This is a genomic window from Nonomuraea mangrovi (assembly GCF_042681425.1).
Lineage (GTDB): Bacteria > Actinomycetota > Actinomycetes > Streptosporangiales > Streptosporangiaceae > Nonomuraea > Nonomuraea mangrovi.
In genome coordinates this window covers 82,485-100,810 of record NZ_JBHUFV010000024.1, presented here as the reverse complement: position 1 = coordinate 100,810, position 18,326 = coordinate 82,485, and the positions used below count along the sequence as shown (strand labels likewise).

The following is an 18,326-nucleotide window of genomic DNA, read 5'->3' as shown; positions in this document are numbered from 1 at the left end:
GCCGGTGACGCCGACGTTGTCGGTGGAGGCGTTCCAGGCGAGGGAGACGCTGTTGGCGGTGACACCGGTCGAGCGGAGGTTGCCGGGCACGGACGGCGCGCTGGTGTCGCCGCCCCCGCCGCCTGTGGTCTTCCACAGTGCGGGCACGTTGGGCGGTTCCCAGCCCGGCTGCGAGGTGTGGCTCTGGACGCACTCGTACTCGACGCCGTTGTAGGTGACGCGGGTGCCCGCCGTGTAGGCGGTCCACGGGGCCCACGCGGCGAAGACGGCCGCCGAGGTGCTGGACGTGGCCGCGCCGTACGCGCTGGAGGGGGCGACGACTGCCGCGGTGAGCGGCATCAGTAACGCCGCGAGGACTGCGAGGACCTTGCTCAGGGTGTGTTTCATCGATGCTCCGACATCCGGTTGGGGGGTGAGTTGGGGTGTGGGATGGGAGGCGTTTCAAGGAAACTATTAGTAAGGTTTCCTTTTAATTTTGAGATGACGTTAACCTCTACCTGCGGCAGCGTCAATACACTTCTGCGCACTCACCCAAGCGTGTACGGCGAGCCCCCCGCTCGGCCGGTCATCCGGGCAGGGGGAGCAGCGGCACCTGGCCGGTCAGCGGGCCTCGCCGAGTTCGATCGGCACGCCCACCATCGAGCCGTACTCGGTCCACGAACCGTCGTAGTTCTTCACGTTGGCCTGGTCGAGGATCTCGTGCAGCACGAACCACGTGTGCGCCGAGCGCTCCCCGATCCTGCAGTAGGCGATCGTGTCCTTGCCGAAGTCGACGCCCGCACCCGAGTACAGGTCCTTCAGCTCCGTGTCGGACTTGAACGTGCCGTCGTCGTTGGCCGCCTTCGACCACGGGATGTTGCGAGCCGTCGGGATGTGTCCCGCCCGCTGCGCCTGCTCCTGCGGAAGGTGCGCGGGGGCCTTCAACCTGCCGGTGAACTCGTCGGGCGAGCGGACGTCGACCAGGTTGAGCTGGCCGATCGAGGAGAGGACGTCGTCGCGGAAGGCCCGGATGGCGGTGTCCTGCTCCTGCGCCGCGTACGTGGTCGCCGGACGCTCGGGAACCTCGGTCACCAGCTCACGCGAGTCCAGCTCCCACTTCTTGCGACCGCCGTCCAGCAGCTTGACGTTGGAGTGACCGTAGAGCTTGAAGTACCAGTACGCGTAGGCCGCGAACCAGTTGTTGTTACCCCCGTAGAGCACCACGAGGTCGTCGTTGGCGATACCGCGCTCCGACAGCAGCGCCTCGAAACCCGCCTTGTCGACGAAGTCACGGCGGACGGGGTCCTGCAGATCGGCCTGCCAGTCGATCCTGACAGCGTTACGGATATGGCTTCTGGTGTAGGCGCTGGTGTCCTCGTCGACCTCGACGAGCACGACGCCCGGGGAGTCGAGGTTGGCCTCGACCCAGTCGGCGTCCACCAGGGCGGCGGAACGACTCATCGGTGAACCTCCTGGTCAGAGTTGGCGGACGAGCCGATGGCCCGCCCACTGACAGGCTCGCACGCCGACCGCCGTCGTAGCGGTAGCGCCGGGTGATCGTGTCGTCGCGCTGTCCGGCGAGCGGCGGCGGGGACGCGGCGGCCGGCTCGGACACGCCGCGAGCGCGGCCTTCGGATCGTGTCCACTCCGCACGACCTCCGGAGGTCCGGCCGGAGGCGGGTCTGTAGGGTCGGCGCATGATGCGACGCGTGCCGTACACCGGTGGTGAGAAGGAAAGCCTCCACGTCAGCCTCGACCGGCACCGCGACGCGGTGCTGTGGAAGCTCCACGGCCTCGACGACGAGGCACTGCGCCGCCCCATGACCCCGTCGGGGACGAACCTGCTCGGCCTGGTGAAACACCTGGCGACAGTCGAGTACGGGTGGTTCTGCACGACGTTCGGGCGCGCGATCGAGCCGCTCTGGTTCGATGTCACCGAGGACATGTCGACGACGCCTGACGAGAGCACCGCCGACATCGTGGCCTTCTACGGCCGGGCGAGGGCCGCGGCCGACAGGGCGATCGAGGAGATCGGGCTCGACGACCTCGGCACCTCGTGGAACGGCACCCCCGTGTCGATGCGCTGGGTGCTGATCCACATGATCGAGGACACCGTACGGCATGCGGGTCACATGGACATCCTGCGCGAGCTCATCGACGGAGCGACAGGGGATCACCCGCCGGGTTGACGGAATACCCCGGCCACGCGGACGGTTTCCGCCCCCATGAAGAGCCGTTTGAAGGTCGAACCGACGGCCAAGCGCGTGCGCACCTATTTCGGTGGCCACCAGATCGCCGATACGACGAAGGCGCTCCTGGTCTGGGAGAGCCCCTACTATCCGACCTATTACCTGCCCCTCGCCGACGTCGATCAGGCGGCGCTCAAGCCGACCGGCGCGACCGTGCACTCGCCCAGCCGAGGGGAGGGCGTCGTCCACACCGTCACAGCGGGCGGCAAGGAGGCGGACGACGCCGCTCTGATCTATCCCGACTCCCCGATCGAGGAGTTGAGGGAGCACGTCCGCTTCGAATGGGCGGCGATGGACTCCTGGTTCGAGGAGGACGAGGAGGTCTACGTCCATCCCCGAAGCCCCTACACCCGCGTCGACGTCCTGTCCAGCTCACGCAGGGTCAGGGTCGAGGTCGACGGCGTCACGGTGGCCGACTCCACCCGCCCGGTGATCCTGTTCGAGACCGGTCTGCCGGCGCGCTACTACCTGCCGAAGACGGACGTCCGCATGCACCTGTTGGCGCCGACCGACACCTCCTCCCAGTGCCCCTACAAGGGGACGGCGGAGTACTGGTCGGTCAACGGCCACCAGGACCTGGCCTGGTCCTACCGCACGCCGCTGCGCGAGAGCGAGCGGATCGCCGGGTTGATCGCCTTCTACAACGAGAAGCTCGACATCTACGTCGACGAGGTGCTGGAGGAGCGCCCCACGACCAAGTTCAGCTAGATCCGCCGTCTCCGGCGCTGCACTCGACGGGGCGACCCGCGACCCGGGGCGCGTGGTCGCCCACCCCGAGCCGGCCGTCAGGAGACGGGGCAGCCGTTGGCCTCCGCCACGTTCTTCACGTACTCCTCCTTCATGGGCGCCGTCCACACGTCGACCATCGCCTTGCCCGGCTCGGTCAGCGTGCCGCCGTGGACGAGGTAGGAGTCCGGCACGGAGTCTTTCATCTCGTGGTCTCCTGTCACCTTCTCGTCGTTGGGGTCGGAGACCGTGAACTCCTCGATGGAGATCCCGCGTTGCCGCAGTAGCTCCCGCACCTCGGAGACCGGCTTGTTCATGTAGGGGGCGCAGTGCATCGGCTCGCCGCGTGCGTCCCACGACGTGATCGACCGGTACTTCTCGCCGGGCTGGGCCGGGCGGCCGAGGCGGACGTCGGCCGAACCCTCGAAGTCGATGGGGATCTTCAGCCCGACCGGGCAGCCGCCGGTCTTGTCGCAGGTACCGGGCGCCTCGATGGACTTGAACTCCGTCACGTACCTTTCGCCGGATGTGGGGAAGACCTGCCCTTCGAAGGCGGCGGTAACCGGCTCCACCCTGATCGAGACGTCGAGGCCGACAGCCTCCAGTTGTGCCGCGTACCTGTCGGGGTCGGCGTAGAGGTCCTTCACCGTGATGACGTAGTAGCCGTCCTCCTGCTTGATGTCGAGCGCCGCGACAGGGGCGGGCCCGAGGCCGAGGCCGGACGGCCCCACCCAGCTCACCCCCACGGCGGTGGCGGCCAGCACGCCGATGACCGCGAGCTTCGGCCACCGGCCCAAGGCTCCGCGCCTGGCTGTGGGTCTGGCGAGCGGCGCCGGGTCGCCCTCCATGATCTCGCGCATGAGCTGCCGCGCCCCTTCGCTCATGCCGGGTCCCTGGTCGGGTGCGAGGTGGGCGACGACGCGGTCGACATCGGCGTTCATGAGTGACCCTCCGTTCATGAGTGACCTTCCGCGAGTGAGACGGCCCGTGAGCCGTACCTGCTGAGATCGAGATCGGCGGCGGCCAGCGCTCTGGCGAGCCGTTTGCGGGCGCGGTGCAGGCGCAGGCGCGCGGCGCCCCTGGAGCAGCCGAGCACCTTGGCCACCTCGCCGATGCTCAGGCCCTCCCAGCCGACCAGCGCGAGCACTTCCCTGTCGTCGGGCGAGAGCTGCAGGAAGGCCCGGCGCGCCTCGTCGTGGTCCCCGTCCACGACGGAGCTCGCCCAGGCCGTGAGTTCCTCTCGCAGCCGTATGGCCAGCGCGGTCCTGCGCCCCTCTGAGCGGAAGTGGTTGGCGAGGGTGCGCCTGGCGACGCCGTACAGCCAGAGCCTGGCCTCGTCGCCTTCGGGAACCTCGGGCAGCTTGCGCCAGGCGGTCGTGAACGTCTCCGCGATCACGTCGGCCATGTCGTCGGGCGAGTCGGCGCGCCGCCTGACATAGGCCGAGACGGCCGGGTAGTGCGCCGTGTACAGCTCCTCGAAGCGCTGTTCGGGATCCGGTGGCCCCATGTGGTGTTCCTTCCGGTTGGTGGACACACCAGAGGAGATGTACGGCCAGGGCGGGTTGTTTCACCCACGTGGGGCTATTTCCGGTGATGGTTGTCCGGGCGAGCGACCATCATGCGGATCCGGGTCACGGACGATCAACGTGGCGTCCGGGTCACCAGTGCCACATGCCCACCCGCACCGGCACCCCGGGAGAGGCGTGCAGGACGGGTTCGTGGCCGGGTGCGGGAAGCCCTCCCGCCTCGACCAGGTCCTGGTCGAGGCGCGCCAGCTCGGCCCGGCGCAACGGCCACGGCGGGTGCTCGACCTCGGCCACGGCCACATGGTCGGCGATCACGGTGAACAGGCGGAATCGGGCGGTCAGGAACCTCGCGAGCTCGTCCTCGACCGCCTGCGCGCCCGGCTCGACGTCGACGTCGCACCGCACGCCGCTCGGCTCCGGCCACTTCCTGCGGCACCGATACCGCACGAGCTCGTCGCCGGCTCCTACGGACATGTCCGACCAGAAGTACGGCAGGCCGTAGCCGGCCCGCCCGCCGAGCACGGCGGGCAGCCGCCCCGCGTCCAGGGACAGGAACCAGACCCCTTCGCGGCCTCGCTCGTCGCGGGCATAGGTCCGCAGGTTCGTCTCGGGAAAGCGGGACAGCCAGGGCAGCACGGGCAGTCCCGGTGACCGCACCCCCTCCATCAGGAACGGCGTCAGCCCGACCCACGCGCTCCCGTCGAAGGTCTCGACCGTCAGGGACGCGGGCAGCAGCGGCTGGACCACGGCAGGCGGATACCGCCAGTGCAGGAAGGTCACGGTCGACCAGTGGTGGTACATCACCGGCCTGGTGACGTGCGGAGCGTTCATCACCGCCCGCTACCCCCGGGCGCGGCCGCGACGCCCCGGAGCCTGTCACGCGTCTCGCGGGCCATCCCCGAACTGCGACCACTCTTTGAGTCAGTTGTCTGACTAACTATGGACATCCGTTCCGCCGGTCGGCTATGGTCCGAAGTAAGTCAGTCAACTAACTCAGAAGGAGTTCATCATGATCGTGGTGACCGGTGCGACGGGAAACGTAGGCACGCTGGCCATCCTCGGCACGCCGCCTGACGCAGAGCGGCAGGTGAGCCCCGCCGTCGAGCGGCTCCTCGGCCGGCCGCCGCGGTCCTTCGCCGACTGGGCCGCGCGCAACGTCGCCGCCTTCCGATGAGCGCGCTGCCGAAGCCCGTCGAGGCCTTCCTGGCCGAGCCGCACCTGGCCACCCTGACCACCCTCAGGCCCGACGGCTCGCCCCACGTGGTGGCCGTGCGCTTCACATGGGACGGCGCCGCGGGCCTGGCCAGGGTCATGACGGTGGCCTCCTCGCGCAAGGTCGGGAACCTGCTCGCCGACCCCGGCGGCCGCGCCGCCCTCTGCCAGGTCGACGGCTTCCGCTGGGTCACGCTCGAAGGACGCGCGCACGTCCGGACCGACGTGCCGCGCGTGGCCGAGGGAGCGCGCCGCTACGCCGAACGCTACTGGTCGCCGCCGCCCGACCCGCCCGGCCGGGTGGTCGTCGAGATCGCGGTGGACCGCGTGATGAACCTCAACCTCTGAAAGGACTCTCCATGCCCATCCAGAACGTGATCGACTCGACGATCTCCTACCGCGACCTCGGCGACGGCACGCCCATGGTCTTCCTGCACGGCAACCCGACCTCGTCGTACCTGTGGCGGCACGTCCTGCCCGCCGTCGGCGACCCCGGCCGCCGCCTGGCTCCCGACCTGATCGGGATGGGCGAGTCAGGCAAGCCGCCCATCGAGTACACCTTCGCCGACCACGCCCGCTACCTGGCCGCCTGGTTCGACGCGCTCGCCCTGGACGACGTGGTGCTCGTCGGCCACGACTGGGGCGGCGCGCTCGCCTTCGACTTCGCGGCCCGCCATCCGGGGCGGGTACGCGGCATCGCGTTCACCGAGACCATCGTCAAGCCGATGACGTGGCAGGAGTTCCCCGAGGGCGGTCGGCCGCTGTTCCAGGCGATCAAGACGGAGGGTGTCGGCGAGGCCATGATCCTCGACGACAACGCCTTCCTCGAGCAGGGCCTGCCCGCCACCGTCGCCGTCCCGATGAGGCAGGGCGACCTCGACGTCTACCGCAAGCCGTACCCGACGAGGGAGAGCAGGCTGCCGCTGCTGCGGTGGCCGCGGTCGATGCCGCTGGACGGCGAGCCCGCGGACGTCGTGGCCAGGATCGAGGCCTACGACGAGTGGCTGGCGACCAGCGCGGACATCCCCAAACTGCTCATCACCTTCCAGCCGGGCCCCGGCACGATGATGGGGCCCGAGCTGATCGACTGGTGCGCGGAGAACATCGCGGGCCTGGAGATCGACCGGCACGACGGGGTCGCAGGGCACCACACGCCCGAGGACCAGCCGCTCGCGATCGCCTCCGCCGTCGCCACGTGGGCGGACCGGCACGGACTTCGCTGACCGCCCCGATGTCGGTCCCGCGTTGTAGGGTGACGGCCCATGTTACGGCGATCATCACTCGTGCTGTGGGCACTGGCGCTGGCGCTGACCGCGCTTCCCTATGTCCCGTTCCTGGGGGGATGGAGCGGCTCGTACGCGGCACTGACGATGGGGTCGTGCTGGGGGTTCATGCGGTACGCGGACGTCAGCATGGCCCTCCTGCCGCTGTACGCGGTGCCCGAGCCGGTGATCGTCCTCGTCGGATTCGGTCTCTGGGCGCTCCTGGCGTGGAAGGGCATGCCGCGGTGGGGCCGCGCGGCCGGATGGCTGTCCGTCCTGGGCATCACGTGGCCCACGCTCCTGGAGTTCGGGTTCGCCGTGCCGGATCTGCTGACGGGGGACGGATGCGCGCAGACGTGGGCACCGTTCCTCGGGGAGGGCCCGTCCATCCTGGGGCACGTGGGCGAGGTGCTGCCCGCCCTCCTGATCCTCGTCGCCGTGAGGGTGCCCCGCACGACCCCGCGAGGCGGGATCGCCCGAACGGCGGCCGCCGCCTTCGCCGTGCTCCTCCTGCTGGGCCTGCAGACCGGCGACAGGGCCAGGGGGAAGGTGACGGAGGCGGCCGGGGAGAAGTGCGGCTCATGGGACCTCCGCTACGGCCCCAGGCCGGTCGGCCGTGGCGACAGGGAGACCGCCTTCGTCTGCGTGGCGCGGGGCCAGGAGTACGTGCTCCCGCCGAAGTTGCGCGACCTTCCCGACGCCGAGCTGGTCGCCTTCGGCAGGAACCTGTGCGGGGCGAGCATGCGCGCCGACCCGAAGGAACTGGGACGCCTTCACGGCGAGACCGGCGTGAGCGTCGATACCGTCGAGACGACACAGGCGCTGGCGCTGCTCTGCCCCGAGGTGGACGCCCGCGAGCAGGCCGAGGAGAAGCGGCGGCAGGCGGAGAACGACGAGTTCACCGCCACCGCGAAGAAGCGGTGCGCGGGCCTCCCGCCGCACCGGCCGCGGATCAGGGCGGCGGTGAGGGGAGCGACGTCGATGTGGTCGGACTACGGCGCGGTGACCGCCATCGAGGACGAGGAGCCGGAGGGAACGGCAGCGCTGGACAAGGCGTTCGGCAACGACCTCGTCGGCGCGGCCAAGGGCGAGCTCGCCATCCTCACCGCCGACGAGGCGATGCACGTCTGCGTCACGGTCGAGGGGTACGGCAGGCGCCCGCCCGTGGAGCGCAAGGGCTGGGAGAAGGTCGTCGAGATCGGCTACACCAGCCCCAAGGGCGAGCTGACCTACTGGGCCGAGGCCGCCGCCGACCTTCCGAACCCGCTGGTGAAGGGCCCGGGACGCTACCGGGTCCGCGTGCACATGCGCGGCGCCGGCGCGGCGATGAAGGACGACGGCGACGCCCGCCAGCAGTTCCTTGTGATGATCTTCCCGGGTTCGTCCCGGGGGACCGAGGTCCTCAGGTAGCCGTCAGGCGAGGAAGTCCAGCAGGGCGGCGGTGAGCTCGGCAGGCGTGTCCTCCTGCACCAGATGGCCTGCCCCCGGCAGCACGCGCAGCCGGGCGCTGGGGATGCGTGTGGCCAGCTCGTGGCCCTTGCCGACCGGGATCCACGCGTCGTCCTCTCCCCAGCACACCAGCACGGGGATCCCGATCGCGCCGAGGTGGTCCTCCAACTCGTCGGTGAACCGCTGGTCGGCCTGGGCGATCTGGCGGTAGAAGGCGGGCTGGCCCGCCTCGTCGAGCCACGGATCGACCAGGCGGTCGAGGACCGCAGGGTGCAGGCCAGGGCTGCTCGCCGAGCTCACATACTCGCGCACGAGCGCGCGGTGCAGATGGACGGGAAGCTGCTCGAAGACCGTCGAGTGCGCTCTCGAAGGTCCTGGTCAGCTTCCAGTCGCGCAACGCTTCCTCCCCGCTCGGGTGACATCGCGCGACACCGTACCCGACGCCGCTCGTCGCGGGCCGGGCGGCGAGGGGCGCCTCAGCCGTTGTCCAGGGTGAGCAGCCCGCGCTGGTAGGCGACGGCGACCGCTGCCGCGCGGTCGTTGACGCCGAGCTTGGTGTAGATGTGCAGCACGTGGGTCTTGACCGTGGCCTCGCTGATGAACAGGCGGGCGGCCGCCTCGCGGTTGGTCGTGCCCTGGGCGATCAGGCGCAGGATCTCCAGCTCTCTGGCGCTCAACGGGTCGGCGGGGGCGCGTACCCTGCCGAGCAGGCGGGTGGCGACCGACGGGGAGAGGACGGCCTCGCCGCGCGCCGCCGCGTGGACCGCGCGCATGAGCTCGTCGCGGGGCGCGTCCTTGAGGAGGTAGCCGGTGGCTCCGGCCTCGATCGCGGGCAGGACGTCGCTGTCGGTGTCGTAGGTGGTGAGGACGAGAACGCGTGCCGTGTTGCCGAGCTTGGCGAGCTCCTTGATGGCCGTCACGCCGTCCATCCTGGGCATCCGGAGGTCCATGAGGATCACGTCGGGGAGCAGGGCGCGCGCGAGCTCGACGGCCTGCGCGCCGTCGCCGGCCTCGCCGAGCACCTCGAAGCGCGGGTCGGCGGTGAACATGCCGCGGATGCCGTCGCGGACGATGGGGTGGTCGTCGGCGATCAGCAGTCTGATGGGGGCCTCAGACACGTGGGGTCTCCCTCGGGATGGCGGGGACGCTCGCGGAGATCGCGGTGCCGCCGCCGGGCTCTGACTCGATCTCCAGCGTGCCCGCCAGGCGGCTCACCCGCCGGCTCATCGACGTGAGGCCGAAGCCGCCGCCGTCTCGGACCCGCTCAGGGTCGAAGCCGGCGCCGTCGTCGCGGACGTCCAGGGTGACCAGGTCCTCCATGTACGACAGCGTCAGCCCGACGCGGTTGGCGCGCGCGTGCTTGGCCACGTTCGCGAGGGCCTCCTGGGCCGTCCGCAGCAGGGTCACCTCGACCTCGGGATGCATGGGGCGGACCGTACCAGTCGTGGTGAGGTCGGCGCGCACGGCGTTGAGGCCGGACCACTCGGCGGCGACCTCCGCCAGAGCGTCGGGGAGCTGCGCCGACTCCAGGGGGCCAGGCCCGACGGCGTGGACGGACCTGCGCGCCTCGGCGAGGCTCTCGCGGGCCAGGCGGGTGGCGTTGTCGATGTGGCGCCGCCACTCGGCGGGGTTCTCGCCCGCCTCCGTGGCGTGCACGGCCGCCTGGAGCTGGGTGATGATGCCCGTCAGCCCCTGCGCGAGCGTGTCGTGGATCTCGCCGGCCATGCGCTGCCGCTCGTCGAGCACGCCGGCCTCGCGGGCCTGGATCAGCAGCTGGGCGTGCAGGCCGGCGTTCTCCCGCATCGCTTCCTCGAGCCTGGTCACCATCCTCTTCCGTTCGGCGCTCCGCTCGTTCGTGACCTCGCCGAGGAAGCTGAACAGGCTGACGACCGCCACTATCGCGGCGACGAAGAAGAGGTAGGTGAGGATCGAGGAGGGGGTGGCCTCGGGGAGTCCGCCGCTGTAGGCGGTGATGCTGATCGCGGCGGTGGCCGTCACCCCCGCGAACCGCCACCGCCCCTTGAGGTACTGCCACGAATGGAGGTAGCCGGTGAAGGCGAAGAAGCCGGCGAACCACACCCCGCGCGTGCTGAGCACCGCGATCAGGACCACCAGTCCGGTGACGTAGCCGGCCATCATGGTGCCGTTCGACGTCCACCCGGCGCGGCGGGCGGTCATCACCCAGATCCAGGCGGCCGCGAGCGCGGCAAGGCCGAGCGTGACGAGCCGGTGGGCCCACGAGGTGTCGCCGGTGAGCCAGGAGAGCGTCGTGGAGATCGCGAGAAGGAGGTAGGGGACGCCTGCCATGAGGCGCTCCAGACGCCTCTCCCATCGGTCGAGGCGCTCGCCCGCCACCGTCGTCATGCTCACTCCCAGCGGAAGTACGTGGCCGCGGCAAGGCTGACGATCGCCGCGTACGCGGCCATGACGCCCAGCAGCAGGGGGCTCGGCCAATGACCAGCCCAGACATCCTGGAGGGCCTGCCTGAAAGCGCCCAAGGGGGTGTATTCGCCGATACGGGCCAGGATAACGGGCATCTGGTCGGTCGGCTGGATCAGTCCCGCGAGGAACGCCATGGGGAAGTACAGCAGGACGCCCACCCCGTTGGCGGATCGTCCGTTCGGGGCCAGGGCGGCGATGAGCAGGCCGACGGCGAACATCGCGGCGGTCCCGAGCAGGAAGGCGACGACGAACGGGAGGACGCGGCCGGGCAGGTGGGCGCCGAGGACCGTCCCCGCGACGCCGAGGAGCAGGGCGGCGGCGACCAGCGCGAGGACGAGCTGCAGGATCAGCTGCACCAGCAGCATGCTCCCCGGACGCACCGGGGTGGTGGAGAGCCTGCGCAGAATGCCCCTTTCCCGGTAGGTGGCCAGGGTGGTGGGCAGCAGGTACAGGCCCACGAGTCCCACGGCGATCGCCAGCGACATCGGCAGCAGCACCGTGTCGCCCGGCGTGATCGAGCTGCCGAAGACGACCAGGATGAAGAGGGGGATGAGGATCGTGAACATCGAGCCGGGCTCGCGGACGAGCAGCTTCAGCTCCACGGTGGTGAGCTTGGTGATCGCGGTCATGACAGGTCTCCGTCGCTGATCTGTGGGTCAGAGGTGAAGGGAGCGGCCGGTCAGGGCCACGAACGCGTCGTCGAGGGTGCGCTTGTCGATCCGCAGGTCGGCGACAGGGAGGTGGTTGCGGGCCATCGTCGAGGTGACGGCCGTGGCGAAGTCGCCCCTGCCCGTGACGGTCACCTGGTCGCCGTTCCTGCTCACGCCGGACACCCCGGGCAGGCCGCCCAGCAGGACGACCGGGTCGGTCGCGTCCCCCGTCATGAGCGTGAACCGCATCTGGTGCTCGGCGTCGACACCGTCGATCAGGCCGGCGGGGGTGTCGAGCGCGACGATGGTGCCGCGGTCGAAGACCGCGACCCTGTCGCAGAGCTCCTCCACCTCGTCCATGAAGTGGCTGACGAGGACCACGGTCACGCCGGACGCCCTGACCTGCTTGATCACTTCCCAGGTGGCGCGGCGGGCCTGCGGGTCGAGTCCCGTCGTGAGCTCGTCGAGGAAGGCGACCCGCGGATCGCCCACCAGAGCCAGGGCGATGAACAGCCGCTGCTTCTGGCCGCCCGACAGCTTCCCGAAGCGGGTGTCGCGCTTGTCGGCAAGCCCCCACTGGTCCAGCAGTTCCCGCCAGTCGCGCGGCTTGGCGTAGAAGGAGGCGTAGAGGTCGAGCGCCTCCCAGACCTTGATGTTCTCGGGCAGCTGGGTGTGCTGGAGCTGCACGCCGATCCGCTCGTGCAGCTCGCGCCCGTCCTTGATCGGGTCGAGGCCGAGCACCCTGATCGACCCGCCGTCGGGCCGCCGCAGGCCCTCCACGCATTCCACCGTGGTGGTCTTGCCGGTGCCGTTGGGACCGAGGATGCCGAAGATCTCGCCCTCCTCCACGGAGAACGACACCCTGTCCAGGACCGTCAGGTCCGCGTACTTCTTGGTGAGGTCGGTGACTTCGATGACTGCCATGGGCAAAGCATGGTTCGCGGGCGCGCGCGGCGAATCGGCCGCGCGGCCACGATCGTCCGCTGATGCTGCTGACCCCGGAATCCACCGATCGGTTGATGGCGGACGCGGCGTCGGACCTAGTAGGCGACGGTGAAGCGCTGCCTGACGAAGTCGCGCCGCTCGAGGGCGTCGACGATGGCGGAGGCGAAGTCACCGGTGCTGATCCGGCTCTCACCCTGGTCGTCGGTCAGCGGGGTGTCGGTGGCCTCGGCCCGGTAGCCGCCTGTCTTGTCCCCCTCCACCAGGTGCATGGGCGGCGGGCTCACGTACGACCAGTCGACGGTGGTGTCGGCGGCACGCAGGAGGTCGAGCGCCGCCGCCTGGTCCAGCGCCGTTTCGAGGTACTGCGGGGGAAAGCCGGGCGAGTCGACGAACCGCCTGCCCTCGGGCGAGGTCAGGCTGCCGCCGCCGCCGACGAACAGCAACCGGTCGACGCCCGCGTCCGGCAGCGCGTCCAGGAGGGCGGCGGCCCCTCGGGGCACCAGGTGGTCGGCCCCCTTGACCGAGGCCACGACGGCGTCGTGGCCGGCGACGGCGGGCTTGATCGAGGCCGGGTCGAGCACGTCGACGTCGCGGCTGGACAGGGCGGTGACCTCGTGGCCGCGGGTGGCCGCCTCGCGGGCGACCGCGCCGCCCAGGTTGCCGGTGGCGCCGATGACTGCGATCTTCATGGTCAGTCCTTCCAGGTCGTGTCGAGGAACGAGGCGATCAGCGGGGCGATCTCGGGGAGGTTCTCCTCGAGCGCGAAGTGGCCGGTGGCGAAGACGTGGAGCTCGGCGTCGGGCAGGTCGCGAAGGTAGGCTCTGGCGCCCGGCACGGTGAAGAAGGCGTCGCCGTCGCCCCACACGATGAGGGCGGGGGGCCGGTGCTCGCGCAGCCACTGCTGCCAGACCGGGTAGAGATCGACGTTGCTGTGGTAGTCGAGCGCCAGCGCGACCTGGGCCTCCTTGCGTCCGGGCAGGTCGAGGAAGTGCTGGTCGAGAGTCCATCCGTCGGGCGCGATCCGGCTGACGTCCGTGGTGCCGCCCTCGTACTGTCCCCTGGTCATGGGCAGGACGAGGATCTGGGCGACGGCCTCCTCGGCGCCGGGCACGCCGGGCCGGTTGGCGATGAAGTTCCTGGCCAGGTCGGACAGGCCCTCCTCGTAGGCGTTGGCGTTCTGCACGACGAGCCCGGCGATCCACTCGGGGTGGCGGGTCGCCAGCCGGAACCCGACGGGACCGCCGAAGTCGAAGGCGTAGAGCACGAAGCGCTCCAGCCCCACCGCCTGCACGAAGCCTTCGGTGATGTCGGCCAGACGCTCGAAGGAGTAGACGAAGTCGGCAGGCGCCTCGGTGTGCCCGAAGCCCGGATAGTCGGGCGCGATCAGCCGGTAGTCGGTGCCGAGCGCGTCGATCAACCGCCGGAACTGATGGGAGGCGGAGGGAAAGCCGTGCAGCAGCAGCAGGACGGGCGCGTCGGCCGGGCCCGCCTCGCGGTAGAAGACGCGCACGCCCTCGACGTCCACGAACCTGTGATGCACCACGGGGATGTTCATCTAATGCCTCCTCAACGTGAAGATGCATTAGTTATAGCGGACCCGTTTCTAATGGGTCAATAGACAAAGTTGCGTTAGAAGCGGGTCATCACGTCCGCGAGGAGGTCCGGCACGACGGGGAGTCACGGGGGCTCGCCCCCTCCGGGCGGAGGGGACGAGCCGTGGAACTCAGGGCTTGTCAGGCCGCTCCGAGATGCGGACGAAGCTGACGGTCGGCGAGCCCTTGCGCGCCGCGAAGCGCACGTTCAGCTGGCCGTCGGTCACCTTCACCGTGTGCTGCCTGGTCACCGCGGTGTACGTGCCCGCCTCCAGCGCCAGGTCGAGCGCGGGGATCGCCAGCTGGCCCTCGACGATCACGTCGAAGACCCGCTTGCCCATCCCCATCGACCTGGTCTCCGCGAAGCCCAGCTCCACGGTGTACGTCCCGGAGGGGACGTTGTCGAAGCGGTACTCCAGCATGTTCTCCCTGACGCGCCGGAACAGCTCCTGCTCGGTGGTGCCGTTGATGGTTCTGGTCGTGGTGTGCGTCGAGGTCGAGTTGGCGACGTAGCCATGCGCCCCCTGGGCGTACTTCCTGTCGGGGGTCCACGTGTCGCCCTCGCCGTCCACCAGCGCCTTGGAGCCGCCCGCGTCCACGGCCACCTGGAGTTTGGGCACCGCGACCGTCACCTTGATCTCGATCACCGGCTGGCGGCCGCTGGCCGAGCGGACCGTCAGTTTGCCGGTCCGCACGCCGCCCGGCTGGAGGCCGGCGCTGGACGCGGTGACCTTCAGCGCCGCCGACTGCCCCTTGGCCAGGTCGCCCGCGGCCGGAGCCACGGTCAGCCAGGTCGCGTCGGCCGTGGCCGTGTAGGCGGTGGGCGAGCCGAGGTTGGTGAGCTGCACGGTGCGGTTCCTGGTCGCGTCCGCGGGCATCACCACGGTCACCTCGGCCACCGAGGCGCTCACCCGCCCAGTGACGAGGGCGGTGTCGATCCTGGTGAGCGTCCCAGGCGCGATCGTCACCTGCTTGGAGAAGGTGCCGTAGTGCTCCTTCGACACCTCCACCGTGTAGTCGCCCGCGGGCACCTGCCCGTAGAAGGTGCCGTCGGCGCCGGTGGTGAAGGTCGCGACATCGCCGATCTTCACCTGCGCCCCCGCGAGCGGGTCGCCGTCGTTGGCGTCGGTGACGGTGCCGATCGCCAGGCCGTGCCTGCTGGCGGTGATCGCCAGGCTCTGCCCGTTCGCGATCGCCGCCGCGTTGGCCGAGTAGAGCAGGGCGTCGGTGCCGCCGGCGTTCTCGATGCCCACGGTGGCGCTGGAGCCCTGCTCCCGCTCGCTCTCCACGTCCTTGTAGCGGTAGCCGACCGAGCCGTCCTCGCCCAGCACGACGGAGAACGACATCCGCTGGCTGGTGTCGGAGTAGAAGGTGACGTTCCGCCACTCGATCACGAAGGTCCTGCGCGGCGCGGTGCCGCCGGTCGCGGTGTAGACGCCCGCCTGGGCGTCCACCACCAGGTCGTCCCAGAACGGGTAGACCGCCAGGTTGGGCGTGCCTGTCGTGGGAAGCGTGCCGTTGCTGCCCGTGGTGACCCGGTCGGCCGCGAACGTGGCCAGGCCGTTGGTGGTCACCCACGCGCGCGACTGCCCGGCCCCGTAGAAGGGGACGGTGAACGGCAGCGTCACCTGGAGCGCCTCGTCGTCGCCGGTGAGCGCCAGCTTCTCCGTGCCCGCCACGTAGGCGTCGGAGCCGCTCCTGCAGGTGTAGCCGAAGTTGTCGCCGCGCAGCGGCAGCTCGATGTCCTTGGTCACGTCGCCCGCGACCGTGACCTCCGTCGTGGCGGCGCTGGAGCAGCGCGACGTCGGGGTGACGGTGAGCTCGTAGGAGCCGTGCGGCAGCGTCAGCCGGTACCTGCCGGCGGCGTCGGTCACCGCGCTGACCGGCGTGCCCCGCGCGGCCACGGTGGCCCCTGCCTCCGGCGTGCCGGCCGTGGCGACCGTGCCCGAGACGACGCCCGAGGCCTTCGGGGTCAGGGAAAGGTCCCTGGTCACGCTCTGCTCGGCCACGATCGTCGCAGTCGCGGTCGCCTGCTCGTAGCCGAACCTGGTCACGGTGATCTGGTAGTCGCCCGGCACCAGGCGCGGCAGGCTGTAGCCGCCGTCCTGTCCCGTGGTCGCGGTGCGGCTGATCGGGCCCGTGACCGAGACCGTGGCGCCGGACAGCGGCGATCCCGCCGCGGTGACCGTGCCCTTGAGCTCGCCGAGGCCCTCGCGCGGCGCGGCGCTGACCGCGGCGAAGGCGTCGAGCCTGCCCTCGCCCCAGACGTTGTTGTCGGCCGCCGTGCCGCCGCAACTGGTGTCGTTGACGTCGATCGCGGTGCTGTCGAGCAGCGGACGCGTGGCGGCGATGTCGCCCCGCAGGCGGGGCGAGGCCGACCAGATCAGCGCCACCGTGGCCGCCACGTGCGGCGAGGCCATCGAGGTGCCGGTGAAACTGCTGTAGCCGCCACCCGGCACCGAGGAGCGGACGTTCACGGCGGGGGCGGCGATGTTCGGCTTGATCTCGCCGTTCTCGCCCTCGCCCTTGCTGGAGCGGTTGTAGACGACGTTGTTCACGTCGAACCCGCCGGTGCTGTAGCTGGCGACGTACTGCCCCGGCGAGCCGCTGGTACGGCAGGCGGGCCCCTCGTTGCCGTTGGCGAACATGGGGAAGATGCCGGCCGCGATCCACGCCTCGACGGTCGCCTTGTACCAGGGGTCGAAGCCCGCTCCGCCCCAGGAGTTGTTGACGATGTCGGGCGCCAGGTCGGGGCGCGGGTCGGCGCCGGTCAGGTCGGTGGGCGCGAGCACCCACTGACCGGCCGCGAGGAGCGAGGCGTCCGTGCAGGTCTGGCCCTCGCAGCCCTTGGCCGCGATCCATGTGGCGCCGGGCGCGACGCCGATGCCGGAGGCGCCCACCATGGTGCCCATGACGTGGGTGCCGTGGCCGTTGTTGTCGCAGGGGGCGGGGCTGGGGCAGACCCTGGCGGGGTCGAACCAGTTGTGGTTGTGGTCGTAGCCGCCCCCGGGGAGCCTGCCCCGGTACTGCGCGGCGATCTCCGGGTGGTCGAACTGGGCGCCGGTGTCGATGTGCGCGACCACGATGCCTTCGCCGCGGGTGCCGAGTTCACTCCACACCCTGGGGGCGTTGATCCGGTCCACGTTCCACTCGACCGCGTTGACCTTCGCCTCCGCCGTGCCGGGGACGGGCTTGGGCAGGGACAGGGTCCTGACCGGTTCGATGGCCGTGACCTCGGGCAGCTCGGCGATCTCGGCGGCCAGCTTGGCGTCGGCCGTCACGGTGACCGCGTTGACGATCCAGTAGGCGGTGAAGTCCGCGTGCCGGGCTTCGAGCAGCTTGCGGAGGTTGGCCTGGGAGGCGTTGGCGTGCTGCGTCTTGGCCGTGAAGACCGCCTTGGCCTTGTCGTCCTTCGTGGCGGCGCGGTGCGCGGCGGTGAGGCTGGCCTCGCCCTTCAACCGCACCCAGAACGTGGCCTTGTCCTGCTTGGCCAGGTCGGCGCGGACGGCTTCGCTGATCTTCTGCGGCTCGGGCGCGGCGTGCGCGAGGCCTTGGGGGAGAAGGAGTGCGAGCACCGCGAGGATCCCTAACAGGGCCGCTCGCCGGTGCCGGGGGGTGTGGGTCACAGGCGCTCCTAGTGGATCTTTACCTCCATGTGGACGAAGCGTGACTCCCGTCAGTTACCTTTTCAAGGGCCCAGTGCGGCAGATGTGGGAAATGTGACCTGCCGGATCGAGGTCACCCGTGGTTCTCCTGGGAACGCGCCCGCGGGTCACGTCTCCCTGGCGACCCCCCTGGCCCGCAGGTCGGCGAGGGAGTCGACGTACTTGAGTATGAGCCGGGCCAGATCCAGCCTGTCGCGCTCGCTCCAGTCGGCGGTGATGTACTCGAAGGCGTCGCGCTGGTGCTTGCGGAAGCGGGCCATCATGTCCGTGCCCTCGGGGGAGAGGTGCAGGATCGTGCGCCTGCCGTCCCGCTGCGAGGCGGCGCGCAGGAGGTAGCCGGCGGAGATGCAGTCGGAGACCATCCTGCTGGCCACCGACGGGTCGACCGCGAGGTGTTCGGCGACCGCGCCGACTGTGACCTCGTCGCCGCCTTCCTCGACGAACCTCAGCACCAGGGTCCTGCTCAGGTCCTTGGCGGAGATCGGGTTCTCCACCTCCAGCAGGGCCGTGCGGCGCAGCTTGGAGAAGGCGGGCCCGACGGCGTCCAGGAGCGCGCCGGCCTCGGCGTCGGTGTAGGTGTGCTCGCTCGTCATGTCCCCAGCCTACTTCCATGTCGGCCGACAGGCATG

General features: G+C 70.4%; 20 protein-coding genes. 6 read left to right on the top strand and 14 right to left on the bottom strand.

Translation table 11 applies throughout. The features are described from left to right. Both ACFSKW_RS17015 and ACFSKW_RS17010 read right to left on the bottom strand, forming a co-directional pair. On the bottom strand, positions 1-387 hold a 387-nt coding region (locus ACFSKW_RS17015; RefSeq protein WP_379573222.1), incomplete at its 3' end, for a carbohydrate-binding protein. Positions 388-600: 213 nt separating this feature from the next. Beyond that, positions 601-1,440, bottom strand: coding sequence for a sulfurtransferase (locus tag ACFSKW_RS17010; protein ID WP_379573221.1), 840 nt, complete (start codon positions 1,438-1,440; stop codon positions 601-603). A 236-nt stretch (positions 1,441-1,676) separates the two neighbouring features. Here ACFSKW_RS17010 and ACFSKW_RS17005 point away from each other — a divergent pair, with 236 nt between their 5' ends. Together ACFSKW_RS17005 and ACFSKW_RS17000 are read left to right on the top strand one after the other, a co-directional pair. Then, positions 1,677-2,168, top strand: coding sequence for a DinB family protein (locus ACFSKW_RS17005; protein WP_379573220.1), 492 nt, complete (start codon positions 1,677-1,679; stop codon positions 2,166-2,168). 36 nt (positions 2,169-2,204) lie between these two features. Then, the gene (locus ACFSKW_RS17000; protein WP_379573219.1) at positions 2,205-2,936 is read left to right on the top strand and encodes a DUF427 domain-containing protein; all 732 of its coding nucleotides are present in this window, start codon (positions 2,205-2,207) and stop codon (positions 2,934-2,936) included. Positions 2,937-3,013: 77 nt separating this feature from the next. Here the strand turns inward: ACFSKW_RS17000 and ACFSKW_RS16995 are convergent, their stop codons facing one another. The 3 genes from ACFSKW_RS16995 to ACFSKW_RS16985 form a co-directional block, all read right to left on the bottom strand. Then, positions 3,014-3,895 carry a hypothetical protein gene (locus ACFSKW_RS16995; RefSeq protein ID WP_379573218.1) on the bottom strand — a complete coding sequence of 294 codons (882 nt, stop codon included), beginning with the start codon at positions 3,893-3,895 and terminating at the stop codon, positions 3,014-3,016. 14 nt (positions 3,896-3,909) lie between these two features. Beyond that, positions 3,910-4,461: an RNA polymerase sigma factor gene (locus ACFSKW_RS16990; protein ID WP_379573217.1), complete on the bottom strand. Its 552-nt coding sequence runs from the start codon at positions 4,459-4,461 to the stop codon at positions 3,910-3,912. A 151-nt stretch (positions 4,462-4,612) separates the two neighbouring features. Continuing rightward, a complete protein-coding gene (locus ACFSKW_RS16985; RefSeq protein ID WP_379573216.1) occupies positions 4,613-5,311 on the bottom strand; it encodes a YqjF family protein in 699 nt (232 codons plus the stop codon). Positions 5,312-5,489: 178 nt separating this feature from the next. Here ACFSKW_RS16985 and ACFSKW_RS16980 point away from each other — a divergent pair, with 178 nt between their 5' ends. From ACFSKW_RS16980 to ACFSKW_RS16965, 4 genes are read left to right on the top strand one after another with little or no spacing between them, the layout of a single operon-like run. Then, the gene (locus ACFSKW_RS16980; protein WP_379573215.1) at positions 5,490-5,654 is read left to right on the top strand and encodes a hypothetical protein; all 165 of its coding nucleotides are present in this window, start codon (positions 5,490-5,492) and stop codon (positions 5,652-5,654) included. Beyond that, positions 5,651-6,040 carry a pyridoxamine 5'-phosphate oxidase family protein gene (locus tag ACFSKW_RS16975; protein ID WP_379573214.1) on the top strand — a complete coding sequence of 130 codons (390 nt, stop codon included), beginning with the start codon at positions 5,651-5,653 and terminating at the stop codon, positions 6,038-6,040. Before ACFSKW_RS16980 ends, ACFSKW_RS16975 begins: the two co-directional genes overlap by 4 nt. Positions 6,041-6,051: 11 nt before the next feature. Further along, positions 6,052-6,915 carry a haloalkane dehalogenase gene (locus tag ACFSKW_RS16970; RefSeq protein WP_379573213.1) on the top strand — a complete coding sequence of 288 codons (864 nt, stop codon included), beginning with the start codon at positions 6,052-6,054 and terminating at the stop codon, positions 6,913-6,915. 39 nt (positions 6,916-6,954) lie between these two features. Further along, on the top strand, positions 6,955-8,364 hold the full coding sequence (locus ACFSKW_RS16965; RefSeq protein ID WP_379573212.1) for a hypothetical protein: 1,410 nt from the start codon (positions 6,955-6,957) through the stop codon (positions 8,362-8,364). Positions 8,365-8,367: 3 nt separating this feature from the next. Here the strand turns inward: ACFSKW_RS16965 and ACFSKW_RS16960 are convergent, their stop codons facing one another. The 9 genes from ACFSKW_RS16960 to ACFSKW_RS16920 form a co-directional block, all read right to left on the bottom strand. Beyond that, the gene (locus ACFSKW_RS16960; RefSeq protein ID WP_379573211.1) at positions 8,368-8,715 is read right to left on the bottom strand and encodes an alpha/beta fold hydrolase; all 348 of its coding nucleotides are present in this window, start codon (positions 8,713-8,715) and stop codon (positions 8,368-8,370) included. A gap of 164 nt (positions 8,716-8,879) precedes the next feature. Continuing rightward, positions 8,880-9,521 (bottom strand): response regulator, encoded by a 642-nt coding sequence (locus tag ACFSKW_RS16955; RefSeq protein ID WP_379573210.1) that lies wholly within the window; start codon positions 9,519-9,521, stop codon positions 8,880-8,882. Further along, a complete protein-coding gene (locus tag ACFSKW_RS16950; RefSeq protein WP_379573209.1) occupies positions 9,514-10,767 on the bottom strand; it encodes a sensor histidine kinase in 1,254 nt (417 codons plus the stop codon). Before ACFSKW_RS16950 ends, ACFSKW_RS16955 begins: the two co-directional genes overlap by 8 nt. Before the next feature lie 2 nt (positions 10,768-10,769). Beyond that, positions 10,770-11,474: an ABC transporter permease gene (locus ACFSKW_RS16945; RefSeq protein WP_379573208.1), complete on the bottom strand. Its 705-nt coding sequence runs from the start codon at positions 11,472-11,474 to the stop codon at positions 10,770-10,772. A gap of 27 nt (positions 11,475-11,501) precedes the next feature. Continuing rightward, on the bottom strand, positions 11,502-12,419 hold the full coding sequence (locus tag ACFSKW_RS16940; protein WP_379573207.1) for an ABC transporter ATP-binding protein: 918 nt from the start codon (positions 12,417-12,419) through the stop codon (positions 11,502-11,504). Between the two features lie 116 nt (positions 12,420-12,535). Next, a complete protein-coding gene (locus tag ACFSKW_RS16935; RefSeq protein ID WP_379573206.1) occupies positions 12,536-13,129 on the bottom strand; it encodes an NAD(P)-dependent oxidoreductase in 594 nt (197 codons plus the stop codon). Positions 13,130-13,131: 2 nt separating this feature from the next. Continuing rightward, positions 13,132-13,995, bottom strand: a complete 864-nt coding sequence (locus tag ACFSKW_RS16930; RefSeq protein ID WP_379573205.1) for an alpha/beta fold hydrolase — start codon at positions 13,993-13,995, stop codon at positions 13,132-13,134. 168 nt (positions 13,996-14,163) lie between these two features. Beyond that, a complete protein-coding gene (locus ACFSKW_RS16925; protein WP_379573204.1) occupies positions 14,164-17,658 on the bottom strand; it encodes a S8 family serine peptidase in 3,495 nt (1,164 codons plus the stop codon). A 146-nt stretch (positions 17,659-17,804) separates the two neighbouring features. Then, the gene (locus ACFSKW_RS16920) at positions 17,805-18,290 is read right to left on the bottom strand and encodes a MarR family winged helix-turn-helix transcriptional regulator (protein ID WP_379573203.1); all 486 of its coding nucleotides are present in this window, start codon (positions 18,288-18,290) and stop codon (positions 17,805-17,807) included. Positions 18,291-18,326 lie beyond the last annotated feature (36 nt).